Genomic DNA, 14,151 nt, shown 5'->3' with positions numbered 1-14,151 from the left:
CGTCAGAGCACCAAGTTGTGGCGGCCGACCTTTTTGATGTCGGTTTCGCCGCAAAGGCCCATGGTGACGTCCAGTTCCTTGTGCATCATTTGCAGCACCTTCGAGACCCCTTCCTTGCCCATGGCGCCGAGGCCATAGATGAAGGCGCGGCCGATGTAGGTGCTCTTGGCTCCCATCGCGACGGCCTTGAAGACATCCTGACCGGACCGGATGCCGCTGTCGAAATGCACTTCGATCTTGTCGCCGACCGCATCGACGATGTCCTGAAGCACTTCATAGGAGGCAAGAGCTCCGTCAAGCTGACGGCCACCATGGTTGGAGACGACGATCGCGTCGGCCCCGACGTCCGCCGCGATCTTCGCATCCTCCACATCGTTGATGCCCTTGAGAATGAGTTTGCGCTTCCAATGGGACTTCACCCATTCCACCGAGGACCAGTCGAGGGTCGGGTCGAACTGGCTGTTGGTCCATTCGGCAAGCGAGGTCATGTCGCCAACACCGGACACGTGGCCATGGATGTTGCCGAACTGGCGGCGCTTGGTCTGCAGCATGTGCCAGCACCAGCGCGGCTTGAAGGCAAGATCCAGCAGAACGTGCGGTTTGGGCTTCGGCGGCGTGGACAGGCCGTTTTTCAGATCCTTGTGCCGCTGGCCCAGAACCTGAAGATCAAGCGTCAGAACGAGTGCCGAACAGCCGGCAGCCGTTGCACGCTGCATCAGGTTTTCCGAAAAGCCCCTGTCGCGCATGACGTAGAGCTGGAACCAGAACGGGTTCTTGGTGTTCTCGGCGACATCCTCGATCGAGCAGACACTCATGGTGGACAGGGTGAAAGGGACACCGAATTCTTCTGCGGCCTGGGCCGCGAGAATTTCACCGTCGGCGCGCTGCATCCCGGTCAGGCCGACAGGGGCAAGGGCAACCGGCATCGTTACGTCCTGGCCGATCATGGTGGTCTTGACCGAGCGGTTGTCTATGTTGCAGGCCACGCGCTGGCGCAGCTTCTGGCGCTGCAGCGCCGCTTCGTTCTCGCGGTAGGTGCTCTGCGTCCAGGAACCGGTATCCGCATAGTCGTAAAACATCTTCGGTACCCGGCGCCGGGCAAGGGCCTGCATGTCGGCAACATCGGTCACAACAGTCATCGAATTCCTCCTGAGGCTCACGCGCGAGCCGGTTTTCGGGTCCGTCTCAGGCCGGCCAGCTGCTCGCGCCGGTCCAGATCCTTCGTTTCGGCAAGGGTGCCGCGCACATAGTCGATATGGTTTTCCGAGGCCTGCCTCGCGCGGTCGGCATCCCCGGTCTGAATGGCGTCGGCAATGGCCTTGTGCTGCTGCAGCAGCTCGATCCGTGCCGACGGGTGGTGGTAAAGGCGCCCGCGATTGTAGAAGACGCCGTTTTCCAGAAGCCGGTAACAGGACCTGAGAGTGTGCAGCATCACCACATTGTGGGCCGCTTCACCGACCGCGTGATGAAAGGCAACGTCCAGCCGGCTTTCTGCAGGCAGGTCCTCGCTGTCATGCGCTTCCTGCATCTGGCGGACTATGTCCTGCAGCCGGGCAAGGTCGGATGGGGCGGCCCGTGCGGCTGCAAGGGCTGCCGCCTGGCTCTCGATGCCCCGCCGGAATTCGAAATAGTCGTTTACCGCGCCCGGGTGCCGGGCAATCAGCTGCACCACTGCTTCGGAAAAGATCGGGCCGATCAGCTCGGCAACATAGGTGCCGCCACCCCGGCGCGACGAAATCAGCTCGCGGTCCTCAAGCGTCTTCAAGGCATCGCGAAGCACAGGACGGGAGACGTTCATCTGGTCGGCAAGGTCGCGCTCGGCTGGCAGCCTGTCGCCGGACTGCAGCACGCCCTTCAGGATCAGATCTTCGATCTGCTCCACCACGGCATTTGCCGTCTTCTGATGATCGACCGGCTGAAACATGCCGCTCCCGCTCCAATTGTTGGCGCGGAAAATAGCGCCGCTTTCAAAATTGGTCAATTTTTTTGTCCAATTATTTGTTGCTGAAATGTCTCTCCGGAAACCCAATTGTCTGCTGCGGCAAAAATGCGGATTGGTTTCGGCGGTGCCTTAGCGGAATGTAGAATTGACAGAACATTTCCAAAGTCGGGGTTGCTCCTTGGATCAGGGATCAGAAAACGGGTCCACCTTTCCTGCCTTTCGCACATCTCCCTTGCGGGAAAAGGTGTTGGGGGAGGTTCATGCGCGGCCGTTTCGTCCGCTGCCCTGTCCGCGGACGGTGCTTCACTACGCTTTCCTGACAGATGCTGAGGAAGCCGCCAGAGATCATGCCTGGCTGTCTGAGTTCTGCATTTCCCGCGGTGGCCACGGTCCTGCGCCCGGAGCCCGTCATCACACCGTCAATTTCGGCGGTGGCACCTTGAGCTGGGAACAGCACGCGGAATTCACCACCTACACCTGGGATGGTAGCGCCCACGAACAAACGATTTTCGGGCAGGTGCCGATCAAGCACCCCTTTGGCGCTGCGTTTCGGGCGCCCGGCGATCTGCTGGTCGCCGTCCGGCTGGAATTGCGCGGTGGTGATGAAGGCAAGGAATGGCGAAGCCAGTTCGATGAAGCCAGCCTGACGGTTTCCAACCTTGAAGACGGCGCTGCGATGGTGGCGACCGACTTCCGGCAGGATGGCGATGGGCTCACGCGGCTCCTGGTCTGCAACCGGACCTTGAGCGACGTTCAGTCCGGCGCCGTTGTCCAGCGGCTTCTCGAGGTCGAGACCTATCGAACGCTGGCCATGCTGGGCCTGTTCGAGGCAACCAGACTTCAGCCGGATATCAGGCGTTTCGAGATCGAGCTTGCGGAACTGACCGGCCAGATGCAGGAGACCTCCGCGCTCGGCGCCAATCAGGAGCTTCTGGACAAACTGAGCGGCCTTGCCGCCGCGCTGGAAGCGGGGGCAACCGCCAGCACGTTTCGGTTCGGCGCGAGCCGCGCATATGACCAGATCGTCCGGGCACGGCTGGAAACCTTGCGTGAAGAGGCTGCCCCCGGCGAACTTTCAATGGCGTCCTTCCTCGTCCGCCGGCTTGCCCCGGCCATGCGCACCTGCCAGGCGATCGAAGACCGTCAGGCGATGCTCTCGCGCAAACTGGCGCGGGCAACCACGCTCCTGCGCACGCGGGTCGACGTCGAACTGGAAGAGCAGAATCGTTCGCTGCTGGAATCCATGAACCGGCGTGCCCATCTGCAACTCCGCCTGCAGCAGACCGTCGAAGGCCTGTCCGTTGCCGCGGTGAGCTACTACGTCGTCGGCCTGATTTCCTATCTGGCGAAAGCCGCCAAGGAAACCGGCTTGCCTCTGCCTGACTCCAACCTGATGACCGGCATATCCGTGCCGCTGGTCGTGCTGGTGATCTGGTGGACCGTCAAGCGCATCCGTCAGCAACACGGTGAGCACTGAAGACGTAAATGGCAGCGCGCTTCGCTGCGTCCGGGATGACTGACGAGAGGCTTCACCAGAGAAAAAAAGGCCGGGTAATCCCGGCCTTTTGTCGTCAGTCGGCAAGCAGTGCTTACTTGCTGGAACCGTCTTCGTTGTACTGGTTCAAATAGGCGATCACGTTGGCGCGGTCGTCTTCCTTCTTCAGGCCGGCAAAAGCCATCTTGCCTTTCGGAATCAGATCCTTCGGCTTGGTCAGGTAAACGTCAAGCGTCTCGGCGTCCCACACCTTGCCATCGGCCAATTCGAGCAGGTTGGCGGAATACTTGTAGCCGTCAACCGCGCCCCATGCCCGGCCGACAATGCCGTTCAGTTCCGGACCGACCTTGTTTTTGGCTTCGGGTCCAACCGCATGGCAAGCGGCGCATTTCTTGAATACTTTCTCACCCTTGGCAGGGTCGCCTTCGGCGCTTGCCTGAACGGTCAGGGCCAGAAGCGCGGTTCCGGCGATCATCAGCAGTCGCTGCATGTATATCTCCCTCGGTTTGGGTGTTTAAAACCCCCGTCAACAGAACAGGATGTCAGGCCTTGATGCAAGTGACGGACCGTCGCATCCCGCATGCCAAGCTGCGATCGCCGACTGGGATCGTTTGGCGTCCGGGTGGAAGGTCAGCCTGCGCGGGCGTTGCTCGGCAGGCGTAACCAGTCCTCAAGCCCATGGTCCCAATAGGGGGATGAGCCATAGAGCCCGGCAAGGAAGTCGATAAAGACACGCACCTTGGCCGGCAGAAACTGGCGGCTGGGGTAAACGGCATAAAGTCCGACATCCTTCGAGGCCCGGTACTCGGGCAGGAGAATTTGCAGTTTGCCTTCACGCAACTCCGGACCTACGTCCCAGGTCGATCGAAGCGCAACGCCGACGCCGGCCAACAGGCATTCGCGCACGACCTCGTTGGAGTTGGTCTTGACCGGCGCCTGCGTGCGGACGGTCTCGATCCCGTCCGGACCGGCGAGCCGCCAAGGGTCCTGGTTGGTTGCGGCAATGGTCACATGGTTTGCGACAAGATCCTCGATGCTTTGCGGAGTGCCGTATTTTTCGAGATAGGTCGGGCTTGCGCACAGGACGCGGTGGACCGGTGCCAGGCGCCGCGCGACGAGGCTGGAATCGGAGAGCTCCGCAATGCGGATGGCAAGGTCATAGCCGTCACCGACGATGTCGACAAAATCGTCGGACAGATCGAGATTGACCGAAAGATCGGTGTTTTCAGCCAGGAACTTGCCAAGGTGCGGAGCAATGTGAAGCCGGCCGAAGGACGTCGGAACGGCCACCTTCAGGTTGCCGCGTGCCTTGGCCGAGCCGCGCGAGACAAATGATTCGGCTTCTTCAACGGAGGCAAGAATGGCCACAACGCGCTCGTAAAAGCCCTGTCCGGCCTCCGTCATGGCGATCTGGCGAGTGGTCCGTTGCAGCAGTCTGGTACCGAGTTTTTCTTCCAGACGCCGGATGCGTTTGGAGACGACTGCGGGCGACAGGCTCATTTCGCGGCCGGCTGCCGACATGCTGCCGGCGCTTACCACCCTTGCGAAAATCTCCATGTCGGTCAGATTGCTCATTTTCAATCTCTCAGAAAGACAATTAGTATTTGCCGGTCGTTTTCCTCGGGCGCGAACCTTGCCACACTTAAGCAAGGGTAATTCACTGCCATCTCATGTTACGTAGGACCAATTCAACTGGATCAACGTATTAAAAAGTAGAAGGAGTTCATTTCGTGACCGCCATTGCGATGCCCGCGCCAGATCAGGCCGTATTGGCCCGCCGCCAGGAAATCCTGAGCGCGCTTCAGGCGATTGTGCCCGGAGAAGGGGTAATCCATGACGAACGCGAGATGCGCGCCTATGAGACCGATGCGCTGACGGCTTATCGCCAGTTGCCACTGATCGTCGTCCTGCCGGAGACGGTCGAGCAGGTATCGAAGGTTCTGAAATACTGTCATGACAATGACGTGAAAGTCGTGCCACGCGGGGCGGGCACCTCGCTTTCCGGCGGCGCGCTGCCTCTGGAAGATGGCGTTCTGCTGTCGATGATGAAGTTCAACCGCGTGCTCGATATCGACTATGACAACCGGGCCGTGGTCGTTCAGCCGGGTGTCACCAATCTGGGCATTACACGTGCGGTCGAGCACGAGGGCTTCTACTACGCGCCGGATCCCTCGTCGCAAATCGCCTGTTCCATCGGTGGCAACATCGCGGAGAACTCCGGTGGTGTGCACTGCCTGAAATACGGCCTGACCACCAACAACGTTCTCGGCCTTGAAATGGTGCTTGTCACCGGCGAGGTCATTCGCCTCGGCGGCAAGCATCTGGACAGCGAGGGATATGACCTGCTGGCGCTGATGACCGGTTCGGAAGGCCTGCTCGGCGTCGTCACCGAAGTCACCGTGCGGATCCTGCAAAAGCCTGAAACGGCGCGGGCGCTCCTGATCGGCTTTCCGACCAGCGAGGACGGGGGGCGCTGTGTGGCCGATATTATCGCCGCCGGCATCATTCCAGGCGGAATGGAGATGATGGACAAGCCCGCCATCCACGCCGCGGAGGATTTCGTCAACGCAGGTTATCCGCGTGATGTCGAGGCCTTGCTGATCGTGGAACTGGATGGGCCGGAGCGCGAGGTCGATTACCTGATCGGCCGTGTCGAGGAAATCGCCAGGGCCAACCAGGCCAGCCACGTGCGCATTTCAGAAAGCGAGGAAGAGCGCATGACCTTCTGGGCCGGCCGCAAGGCCGCGTTCCCGGCGGTGGGCCGCATTTCCCCGGATTACCTGTGCATGGACGGTACCATCCCGCGCCGCGAACTGCCGAAGGTGCTGGCCCGCATGCGGGAGCTGGCCGAAAAACACGGGTTGGGCGTTGCCAATGTCTTTCACGCCGGTGATGGCAACCTGCACCCGCTCATCCTTTACGACGCCAACAAGCCGGGTGAACTCGATGCGGCGGAAGCCTTTGGAGCCGATATTCTTCGACTTTGCGTTGAGGTTGGCGGCGTTCTGACCGGCGAGCACGGTGTCGGCATCGAAAAACGCGATCTGATGACAGACATGTTCTCCGAAGCGGACCTGAAGCAGCAGCAACGGGTCAAATGCGCTTTCGACCAGAAGCATCTTCTCAATCCGGGCAAGGTTTTTCCGGTGCTGCACCGCTGCGCCGAGCTTGGCAAGATGCATGTACACAAGGGCCAGTTGCCCTTTCCAGATATTCCGCGGTTCTGAGGGTAGGGGCATGGACGCGACAATGAAACCGCGAAACACCGGCGACGTGGAAAAGGTGGTGGCCTGGGCTGCTGCCGAAGACCAGCCGCTGGAAATCATCGGTCAGGGCTCGAAACGAACGCTCGGACGCCCTGTGCAGGCCGCTCATGTGCTGGACCTGTCGGGTTTGACCGGGGTCGAGAGCTATGAACCTGCGGAACTGGTGCTGACGGTCAAGGCGGGTACGCCAATTGCCGAAGTGGAAAAGCTGGTCGACGACAACGGTCAGGAGCTTTCGTTCGAGCCGATGGACTTCGGCCCGCTCCTGGGCGTTACACCGGCACAGGGGACAATCGGCGGCGTGCTTGCAGCCAACCTTTCCGGCCCCCGCCGGATCAAGGCCGGGGCTGCTCGCGATCATGTGCTTGGCATGGAGGCGGTGTCCGGGCGCGGCGAGATCTTCAATTCCGGCGGCAAGGTGGTCAAGAACGTCACCGGATATGACCTGCCGCGGGCTCTGTGCGGCGCATATGGCACGCTTGCCGTTGCAACGACCGTGACGCTGAAGGTCAATCCCAAGCCGGAGACCTCTGCAACATTCGTGCTTTCCGGGCTCGATGACGACGATGGCATCAAGGCATTGTGCAAGGCCATGGGATCGTCGGCGGAAGTGTCTGGCGCGGCCCATTTGCCTGCGGGGGTGAACGGCGGCAGCAGCTCAACCGTATTGCGCCTGGAAGGATTCTCGACCTCGGTGGATTACCGCTTCAAGACCCTGCAGGCCTTGCTTGGCACCTATGGCACGCCGTCGCGACTGGAGGCATCGGAAACAGGTGCTCTCTGGCAGACGATCCGGGATGTCAAACCCTACGCGGGTGGTGAAACCCCGGTCTGGCGGCTTTCCGTTGCCCCGACCGCAGGGCCGCAACTGGTTGCCAACCTGGGGGAGGCGTTCGAGCTTCAGGCCTATTACGACTGGAGTGGCGGCCTTGTCTGGCTCTCGTGTCTGGATGGCAGCCTGCATGAGGCGGAAATCAGGGCTGCGATCGATGCCGTCGGCGGCGGTCACGCAACACTTGTGCGGGCCGATGCGTCCCAGCGGTCCAATGTGCCGGTGTTTCACCCGCAGCCTGCTCCGCTCGCGGCACTGTCTCGCCGCCTGAAGGAACAGTTCGACCCGAAAGGCATTCTAAATCCTGGAAAAATGGTCAGTGGTGTGTAGTGTGAGGCCATAATTGTCACACGCATTTCCAACGGAGTGCCTTCATGGATCAACAGTCCGACGTTTCAGGCTACATGGAGCCAGGCGGCAAGAACGCCACGCTCATCTATATTCTTTATCTGGCAAATATCATCGTGCCGTTCACCGCCATTGTCGGTGTCATCTTTGCCTATCTCAATCGGGGCAAGGGCTCGGCCTGGGTTGATAGTCACTACACCTATCAGATCCGCACTTTCTGGATCGGGCTGCTGTTCGGCATCGTCAGTGGTCTTTTGACCCTGATCCTGATCGGCTTCCTGATGCTGATTGCCGTACTGATCTGGATGATCGTCCGCTGCATCAAGGGGCTTCAGCTTGCAGGCCGTAACGAGCCTGTGCCCAACCCGGAAACCTGGATGTTCTGACAAGAGGGCAAGGCCCGTCCGCAAGGCGCGGCACGGGCCATGAACCTTTACCAGGCTGCCGGTGCGGCGAACGTCATTGCGCCGGCAGGCACTTCACCGTCACGTCGTAACCATAACCATCGCGCTGATGCGTGGTGTTCTTGAACGACCACTTGTTCTTTTCGGCCTTGTTCTTCTTCGCGGCCACAGCGTCCAGCTCGAAATAGGCCTTGGCCGACACCGTCCAGGTCTTGCTGAGCGCGACCGACTTCTTCATGCCGCTCTTAAGAACCTTGTCCAGGTTGAGCGAGCAGGCCTGGACCGGATCCCAGCCCTGCCACTTGACGTTCGCCATCGGGATAACCGGCGTGTAGGAAATGGAAACCGAACGCTTCGTGCCCGCGCCGACGTCGCGGTTCTGGAAGCTCTTGCTCCAAAGGTTGCCGTCCCCTTCGAAGTAAAGCACGTCCTTGAAGGAACCGACCTTCATGGCAACAATCCGCTCGCCATTCGTCGCCTTTGCCGACAGGCGCAGCAGGAACCGGTGATTGCCGGACTTGATCTTGGTGTAATTGTAGGCGTTGGCCTTCACTTCGACGGGAATGACGTCGATGCCGTCGCGCTTGACTTCCACTTTCTCGATCCAGTCCTTGGCCATGGCTCCGGTTGCGACACTGGCGAGAACAGCGGTCAGAACGGCAGTTTTTGAAATCGTCTTAATCATCAAATCAATTCCTTGGTTGGCATTTCTTTCGCCCACGCTTCGGAACTTAGGCAGACCCGGTTGAACCGGTTCTGAGTGCACTGTTTATCCCGGGTTCATGTTCCATCTGTCCGTTCAGGGAAGGGGGAGGTGGTGAGGCAGAAAGTCCGTGCCGGCAAAACCGTTGTGCCACAAAGGTGCCTTGTGCCGTTTTCCTTCTGACCGTACGATCCGCCTCGCTCGGAAGGAGAAACCCGCAACGACGGGTCATTGAGGGATACGGGGAGCAATGCAGACAAATTTCACCGCAGAGCAGCTCAAGGACAGTCACGTTGCAGCGTCGGAGAAGATCCTGCGCAAATGCGTGCACTGCGGTTTCTGTACGGCCACGTGTCCGACCTTCACACTGCTTGGAGATGAGCTCGACAGCCCTCGAGGCCGGATTTACCTGATCAAGGACATGCTGGAAAACGACCGTCCAGCAGACAAAACCATCGTCAAGCATATCGACAGATGCCTGTCCTGCCTTGCCTGCATGACCACCTGTCCGTCCGGCGTGCACTACATGCATCTGGTCGATCACGCACGCATCCACATCGAGAAGACCTACAAGCGACCGTTTGCCGACCGCCTGATGCGCTCGGTCCTTGCGTTTGTCTTGCCCTATCCGAAACGGTTCCGGCTGGCGCTGATCGGCGCCTATTTCGGCCGGCCATTCGCCGGGCTGCTGAAGATGATGGGCGGCCCGCTTGCCCGGATGGGCGCCATGCTGGAACTGGCCCCGGCAAAGGCGCCGGGCCGCGGCCAGCTGGAGGGACCGGGGGTCTTTGCGGCCGAAAGCCCCAAACGCAAGGGGCGTGTTGCACTCCTCAGCGGCTGCGCCCAGCCTGTGCTCAATCCCGGCATCAACGACGCGACCATCCGGCTCTTGCGCAGGGCCGGGTACGAGATCGTGATGCCGAAGGGGGAAGTCTGCTGCGGTGCGCTTGTTCATCACATGGGCAAGGAAGAAGCGTCGCTGGAAAACGCCCGTCGCAACGTCGATGTGTGGATGAAGGAAGCCGAGGGCGAAGGGCTGGATGCCGTCCTGATCACGGCATCCGGCTGTGGCACCACAATCAAGGACTACGGCTTCATGCTGAAGGACGATCCGGCCTATGCCGAAAAGGCGGCCCGGGTGTCAGCTCTTGCGAAGGACGTGACCGAGTTCCTGACCGGTGTCGATCTCGGTGAACCGCCGATGAAGCCCGGCCTGACGGTTGCCTATCACTCCGCCTGTTCCATGCAGCACGGCCAGAAGATCACCCGGCAGCCGAAGGATCTCCTGAAAGCTGCAGGCTTTGCCGTCAAGGACGTTCCTGAAGGCCACCTTTGTTGCGGCTCTGCCGGCACCTACAACATTCTCCAGCCGGAGATCGCGCGCCGCCTGCGCGACCGCAAGGTTGCCAATATCGAAAAGACCCGGCCGGATGTGATCGCAACCGGCAACATCGGTTGCATGACGCAAATCGGTCTTGGCACGGAAATTCCGATCCTGCACACGGCGGAACTGCTCGACTGGGTCTATGGCGGCCCTCAGCCCGACAGCTTGACGCCGGTACTTCAGCAGCGTCAGGCAGCGGAATAGCTGAACGGCAGGACGAGTGGCTCGCGGGCTTGTTTTCAGCCCGTCAGCTCTCCCGTGTGCCCAGCTGAACCGGTGTCTTGTCTCCGTCCGGAGGGCCGTCCACAGGCTGTCCGGCCAGCCGCAACGTGCGTTCCAGCAATTCCTCGTAGATGGGGCGACCACCCATGTGGTGTGCCGTCAATGATGCCGTCGTGCAGGTGATCAATACCGGCATGATCAGCGAATAGGCGCCGGTCAGTTCCATGACCAGCACAACACCGACGAGTGGTGCGCGCACAGAGGCTGCGAAGAAGCCGCCCATGGCGGCAACGGCACAGGCACTGCGGAAATCGTCTTCCACCGGCAGGAATTCGGCCGACGCGACACCGAAGGCGAGGCCGGCACAGGTCGCGATCGACAGCATCGGCGCAAAGATGCCGCCGGGAACACCGGATGCGTAGGAAAACAGCACCCCGCCGAAACGCAGGAGCGTCAGCACTAGTAACGTGATCACGCCATAGTTCGACAAAATGAGGTTGTGGACCAGTTCTTCGCCGCCGCCGGTCGCGGCGGGAAGGGCGTTGAGCAACAGGCCTGTTACCGCACCGATGACAAGCGCCGGGACCCAGCGCAAGCCGGAAGGGATCTTCAGGAAGAGATCCATGACCGTGATCAGCGCCCGGTTGAAGAAAACGCCAAGCGCGCCGAGGAAAACCCCCAGAACCGCCAGCAGCGCGAAGCTCCAGACCGGAACATAGCCGACATCCACCTGCAGGGGCGGGCCGATATGGGTCAGTTGTTCGGTGATTGCCGCACTCAGGATCGATGCGATGATGACGGCCATGTAGGTGCGATAGCCGAAGGGAAACTGTCGGCGGGTTTCCTCGACAATGAACAGGATCGCGGCCAGGGGGGCATTGAAAGCGGCGGCCAGTCCCGCGGCTGCGCCGGCCGCCAGCAGTCCCTTGTGATCATCGGGCGAAAGGTCCTGCGACCGCGACAGGGCCTCGGCGGTCATCGCACCCATGTGGATGGTGGGGCCTTCCCGGCCGAGCACAAGCCCTGACCCAAGCGCCAGCAGACCGCCGAAAAACTTGGCGAACAGGACGCGCGGCCAATGCAGCGGCCGCTTGTCTTCCATGGCCCCTTCGATTTCCTGGATCCCGCTTCCTGCCGCTTCCGGGGCAACCCGCCTGATGAGCAGAAAGGCTCCCGTGACGCAGGCTGCCGAAATGGCCATGGATACGACATAAGGCATGTATCCCGGGCCAAGAGCCAGTCGCAGTGCCGCATAACGGGAGAATAGGAAATCGAGTCCGGTGTGAAATCCGGTTGCCAGACCGCCAACCAGAATGCCGACCAGCGTCGCCTTGAGAAAATAGGCGGCATCCGATCGAACCGAAAAGGAGATGTGGGGGGCTTTCATGCCGCGGTCCTGAAAGAGACTTTAGGGAGACTGCTCTAGGCCGGCGATTCGACCTGTCGTGACGTCAGACTGCAAAGAAAAGCAGGTGCCGGCAACAAAAACGCGCGGCAGAGCCGCGCGTCTGTGTTCCGTTTGCCGGAAAGCGGAAAACTTCGTCAGATCACGTGCACCGTGGTGCCGACCTTGACCCGTTCGTAGAGATCCATGACGTCTTCGTTGCGCATGCGGATACAGCCGGAGGAGACCGCGTGGCCGATGGTCCACGGCTGGTTGGAGCCGTGGATGCGGTAAAGGGTGGACCCGAGATACATGGCGCGTGCGCCGAGCGGGTTCTCCGGTCCGCCGGCCATGAAGGTCGGCAGGTCGGGACGACGCTTGCGCATTTCCGCCGGCGGGCGCCAGTCCGGCCACTCGGCCTTGCGGGTGACCTTGTGGGTGCCGGCCCATTCGAAACCGGGCTTGCCGACGCCGACACCATAGCGCCGCGCGGTGCCGTCGCTCTGAACCAGATAGAGGAAGCGTTCGTTGGTATCGATCACGATCGTACCGGCCTTGTGCGGACCGTCATAGTTCACGATGGTCGGCAGGAACTGCGGTGCAATCTGCCGCGACTGCGGGGCTCGTGTCTGGCGTTGCGGCTGCTGACGGACCGGCTGCTGGCGGGGAGACCACCAGTTGGCGCGGCGCACCTGCGGCTGTTGCTGCTGGACACGTGGCCGTTGCACACGTTGCTGCTTGAACTGGTAGCGCTGCGCCGTCGAACGCCGCTGGACCTGGGGCTGCAGTTGCAGCATCCAGGGTTCTGTCAGGTTCGGGCTGAGCACGAGCGGCGGTGGCGAGACCTGGCCCGCGGTTGCCGGAGTGCCGGAAAGGCCGGTGGAAAGAACCAGGACACCGGCAAACGCGAGAGCCTTGGGAAACATATTTCGCAGCAGCAACATGGCAGTACTCATCAACTTGTCATCGACCACGTTCAGCGGCCTTTTACAGCCGCCGGTTAACGGATTGGCAAGGATGATAAGCAGCTCAGGCTGTTGCAAAGATGAATCCGGCGCACGGAAATCAGGTAATCTTTTCTTATGGTTAGTTGTTGGTTGAGGAACAGGCTTAATGAAATCCTAGGCGCTTCGGTCGTCGCCGGATTAACCTTTGAAGGTGGTTTGAAAAGACAAAGCTTTCCGCGATTCCTTGGTTAACGCACGCGCCTTCTGGCATCGCGCGCCACCAGCGGCAGGATCGGCCGGGTCTGCTGCATCGACATGCCTGGTTTGATACGCGGATCGTAAAGCATGTTCAAAATGATCTGGTCGAACACCGTAAAGCGGCTGTGGCGCGAGGAATCGTTAAACACCGAATGGGTGAGCTGCTCGTCGTCGTTCATCGGCCCCAGCCCCTGCAGAAGTTCCTCGACAAGACAACGCTTGAAAAGAAATTCGCCTTCGTCGGAAACGATGACTGCTGCCGAGCGCTTGATGCCCTTGCGGCCGGAAACGACACGAACAAGGCACCTGCCTGGAACCCGGGCATGTTCGTTCTTGTAAATGTCCTTCTTCACCACCGGTTCGTACTGAGCCCGGTCGACCACATAGATCTCGAAATTCGCCTTGGCCGGATCGTTCGTGACGCCGGTCGTCAATCCGCCAATGCGGTTGTCGATTTCCTTTATGAAGCGATGGACCGTCTGTGTCCTGTCGCGCGCGGACAGGTTATGGACGTAGAACAGGACCGGGGTGGTGAACTTCTTGACCAGATAGGGACGCCAGCTCCAGCTGCGGTATTCAAGCCCGAATACGGTCTTCTCGAATCCTTCCAGCAGCTCTTCCGTTGAAAAGGAATCGTTTGCGGCCGAAGGGGAACTCAGCGTGATCGAGGCCGTAAGAAAGAGCAGGCAGGTCAAAAGGATGCGCAGGAAATTCATCTAGGTCAAAGCACCGTTTGCAGCCACATTGGCCTGAGGGTCATGCCTGATCATGCGCGCAGCAGTTCGTTGTCAATCTGCGCGAGGATAACCAAAGCGCCGCCGCGAGGAAAGCCAAGAAACCGTTACCAAACACCAAATTATGCCGTAAGGCGCGCCAAGCATTGAAAAAACAATTCTTTAAACTTCCCGCGCTATAAGGGTCGGTATTGCGATTTAAGAAAGCCTGCAGGGGCGGGGAACGGGAGTA

At 60.3% G+C, this 14,151-nt stretch carries 13 protein-coding genes; 5 read left to right on the top strand and 8 right to left on the bottom strand.

Annotation, left to right across the window (positions count from 1 at the left end):
* Window positions 1-2 precede the first annotated feature (2 nt).
* The gene (locus tag B0E33_RS06820; protein ID WP_023002107.1) at window positions 3-1,139 is read right to left on the bottom strand and encodes an alpha-hydroxy acid oxidase; all 1,137 of its coding nucleotides are present in this window, start codon (window positions 1,137-1,139) and stop codon (window positions 3-5) included.
* 17 nt (window positions 1,140-1,156) lie between these two features.
* Window positions 1,157-1,924, bottom strand: coding sequence for a FadR/GntR family transcriptional regulator (locus B0E33_RS06815; protein ID WP_023002106.1), 768 nt, complete (start codon window positions 1,922-1,924; stop codon window positions 1,157-1,159).
* 196 nt (window positions 1,925-2,120) lie between these two features.
* On the opposite strand from B0E33_RS06815, the gene B0E33_RS06810 reads away from it, so the two are divergent.
* Window positions 2,121-3,419: a DUF3422 family protein gene (locus tag B0E33_RS06810; RefSeq protein ID WP_062490338.1), complete on the top strand. Its 1,299-nt coding sequence runs from the start codon at window positions 2,121-2,123 to the stop codon at window positions 3,417-3,419.
* Window positions 3,420-3,531: 112 nt separating this feature from the next.
* On the opposite strand, the gene B0E33_RS06805 is transcribed toward B0E33_RS06810, so the two are convergent.
* Window positions 3,532-3,927 carry a c-type cytochrome gene (locus B0E33_RS06805; protein WP_023002104.1) on the bottom strand — a complete coding sequence of 132 codons (396 nt, stop codon included), beginning with the start codon at window positions 3,925-3,927 and terminating at the stop codon, window positions 3,532-3,534.
* Between the two features lie 140 nt (window positions 3,928-4,067).
* Window positions 4,068-5,012 carry a LysR family transcriptional regulator gene (locus B0E33_RS06800; RefSeq protein WP_077290764.1) on the bottom strand — a complete coding sequence of 315 codons (945 nt, stop codon included), beginning with the start codon at window positions 5,010-5,012 and terminating at the stop codon, window positions 4,068-4,070.
* A gap of 170 nt (window positions 5,013-5,182) precedes the next feature.
* Between B0E33_RS06800 and B0E33_RS06795 the strand changes: the two genes are divergently transcribed.
* The 3 genes from B0E33_RS06795 to B0E33_RS06785 are packed head-to-tail and all read left to right on the top strand — an operon-like array spanning window position 5,183 to window position 8,269.
* A complete protein-coding gene (locus B0E33_RS06795) occupies window positions 5,183-6,664 on the top strand; it encodes an FAD-linked oxidase C-terminal domain-containing protein (RefSeq protein WP_023002102.1) in 1,482 nt (493 codons plus the stop codon).
* Window positions 6,665-6,686: 22 nt separating this feature from the next.
* Window positions 6,687-7,865: a glycolate oxidase subunit GlcE gene (gene glcE / locus B0E33_RS06790; RefSeq protein ID WP_208997779.1), complete on the top strand. Its 1,179-nt coding sequence runs from the start codon at window positions 6,687-6,689 to the stop codon at window positions 7,863-7,865.
* A 44-nt stretch (window positions 7,866-7,909) separates the two neighbouring features.
* Complete coding sequence (locus tag B0E33_RS06785; RefSeq protein WP_023002100.1) at window positions 7,910-8,269, top strand: DUF4870 family protein; 360 nt, start codon at window positions 7,910-7,912, stop codon at window positions 8,267-8,269.
* A 73-nt stretch (window positions 8,270-8,342) separates the two neighbouring features.
* Here the strand turns inward: B0E33_RS06785 and B0E33_RS06780 are convergent, their stop codons facing one another.
* Complete coding sequence (locus B0E33_RS06780) at window positions 8,343-8,972, bottom strand: hypothetical protein (protein WP_156912353.1); 630 nt, start codon at window positions 8,970-8,972, stop codon at window positions 8,343-8,345.
* A 268-nt stretch (window positions 8,973-9,240) separates the two neighbouring features.
* Here B0E33_RS06780 and glcF point away from each other — a divergent pair, with 268 nt between their 5' ends.
* On the top strand, window positions 9,241-10,578 hold the full coding sequence (gene glcF / locus B0E33_RS06775; RefSeq protein WP_023002098.1) for a glycolate oxidase subunit GlcF: 1,338 nt from the start codon (window positions 9,241-9,243) through the stop codon (window positions 10,576-10,578).
* Between the two features lie 43 nt (window positions 10,579-10,621).
* Here the strand turns inward: glcF and clcA are convergent, their stop codons facing one another.
* From clcA to B0E33_RS06760, 3 genes are all read right to left on the bottom strand, one after another.
* Entirely contained in the window at window positions 10,622-11,983 is a 1,362-nt protein-coding gene (gene clcA, locus B0E33_RS06770; protein ID WP_023002097.1) for a H(+)/Cl(-) exchange transporter ClcA, read from the bottom strand.
* Between the two features lie 155 nt (window positions 11,984-12,138).
* A complete protein-coding gene (locus B0E33_RS06765) occupies window positions 12,139-12,936 on the bottom strand; it encodes a L,D-transpeptidase (RefSeq protein ID WP_228148066.1) in 798 nt (265 codons plus the stop codon).
* 239 nt (window positions 12,937-13,175) lie between these two features.
* On the bottom strand, window positions 13,176-13,901 hold the full coding sequence (locus tag B0E33_RS06760) for a DUF2927 domain-containing protein (RefSeq protein WP_077290760.1): 726 nt from the start codon (window positions 13,899-13,901) through the stop codon (window positions 13,176-13,178).
* Window positions 13,902-14,151 lie beyond the last annotated feature (250 nt).

Source organism: Roseibium algicola (assembly GCF_001999245.1).
Taxonomy (GTDB): Bacteria; Pseudomonadota; Alphaproteobacteria; order Rhizobiales; family Stappiaceae; genus Roseibium; species Roseibium algicola.
Note: the sequence above shows the minus strand (reverse complement) of the source record. Positions and strands in the feature narration are given on the sequence as shown.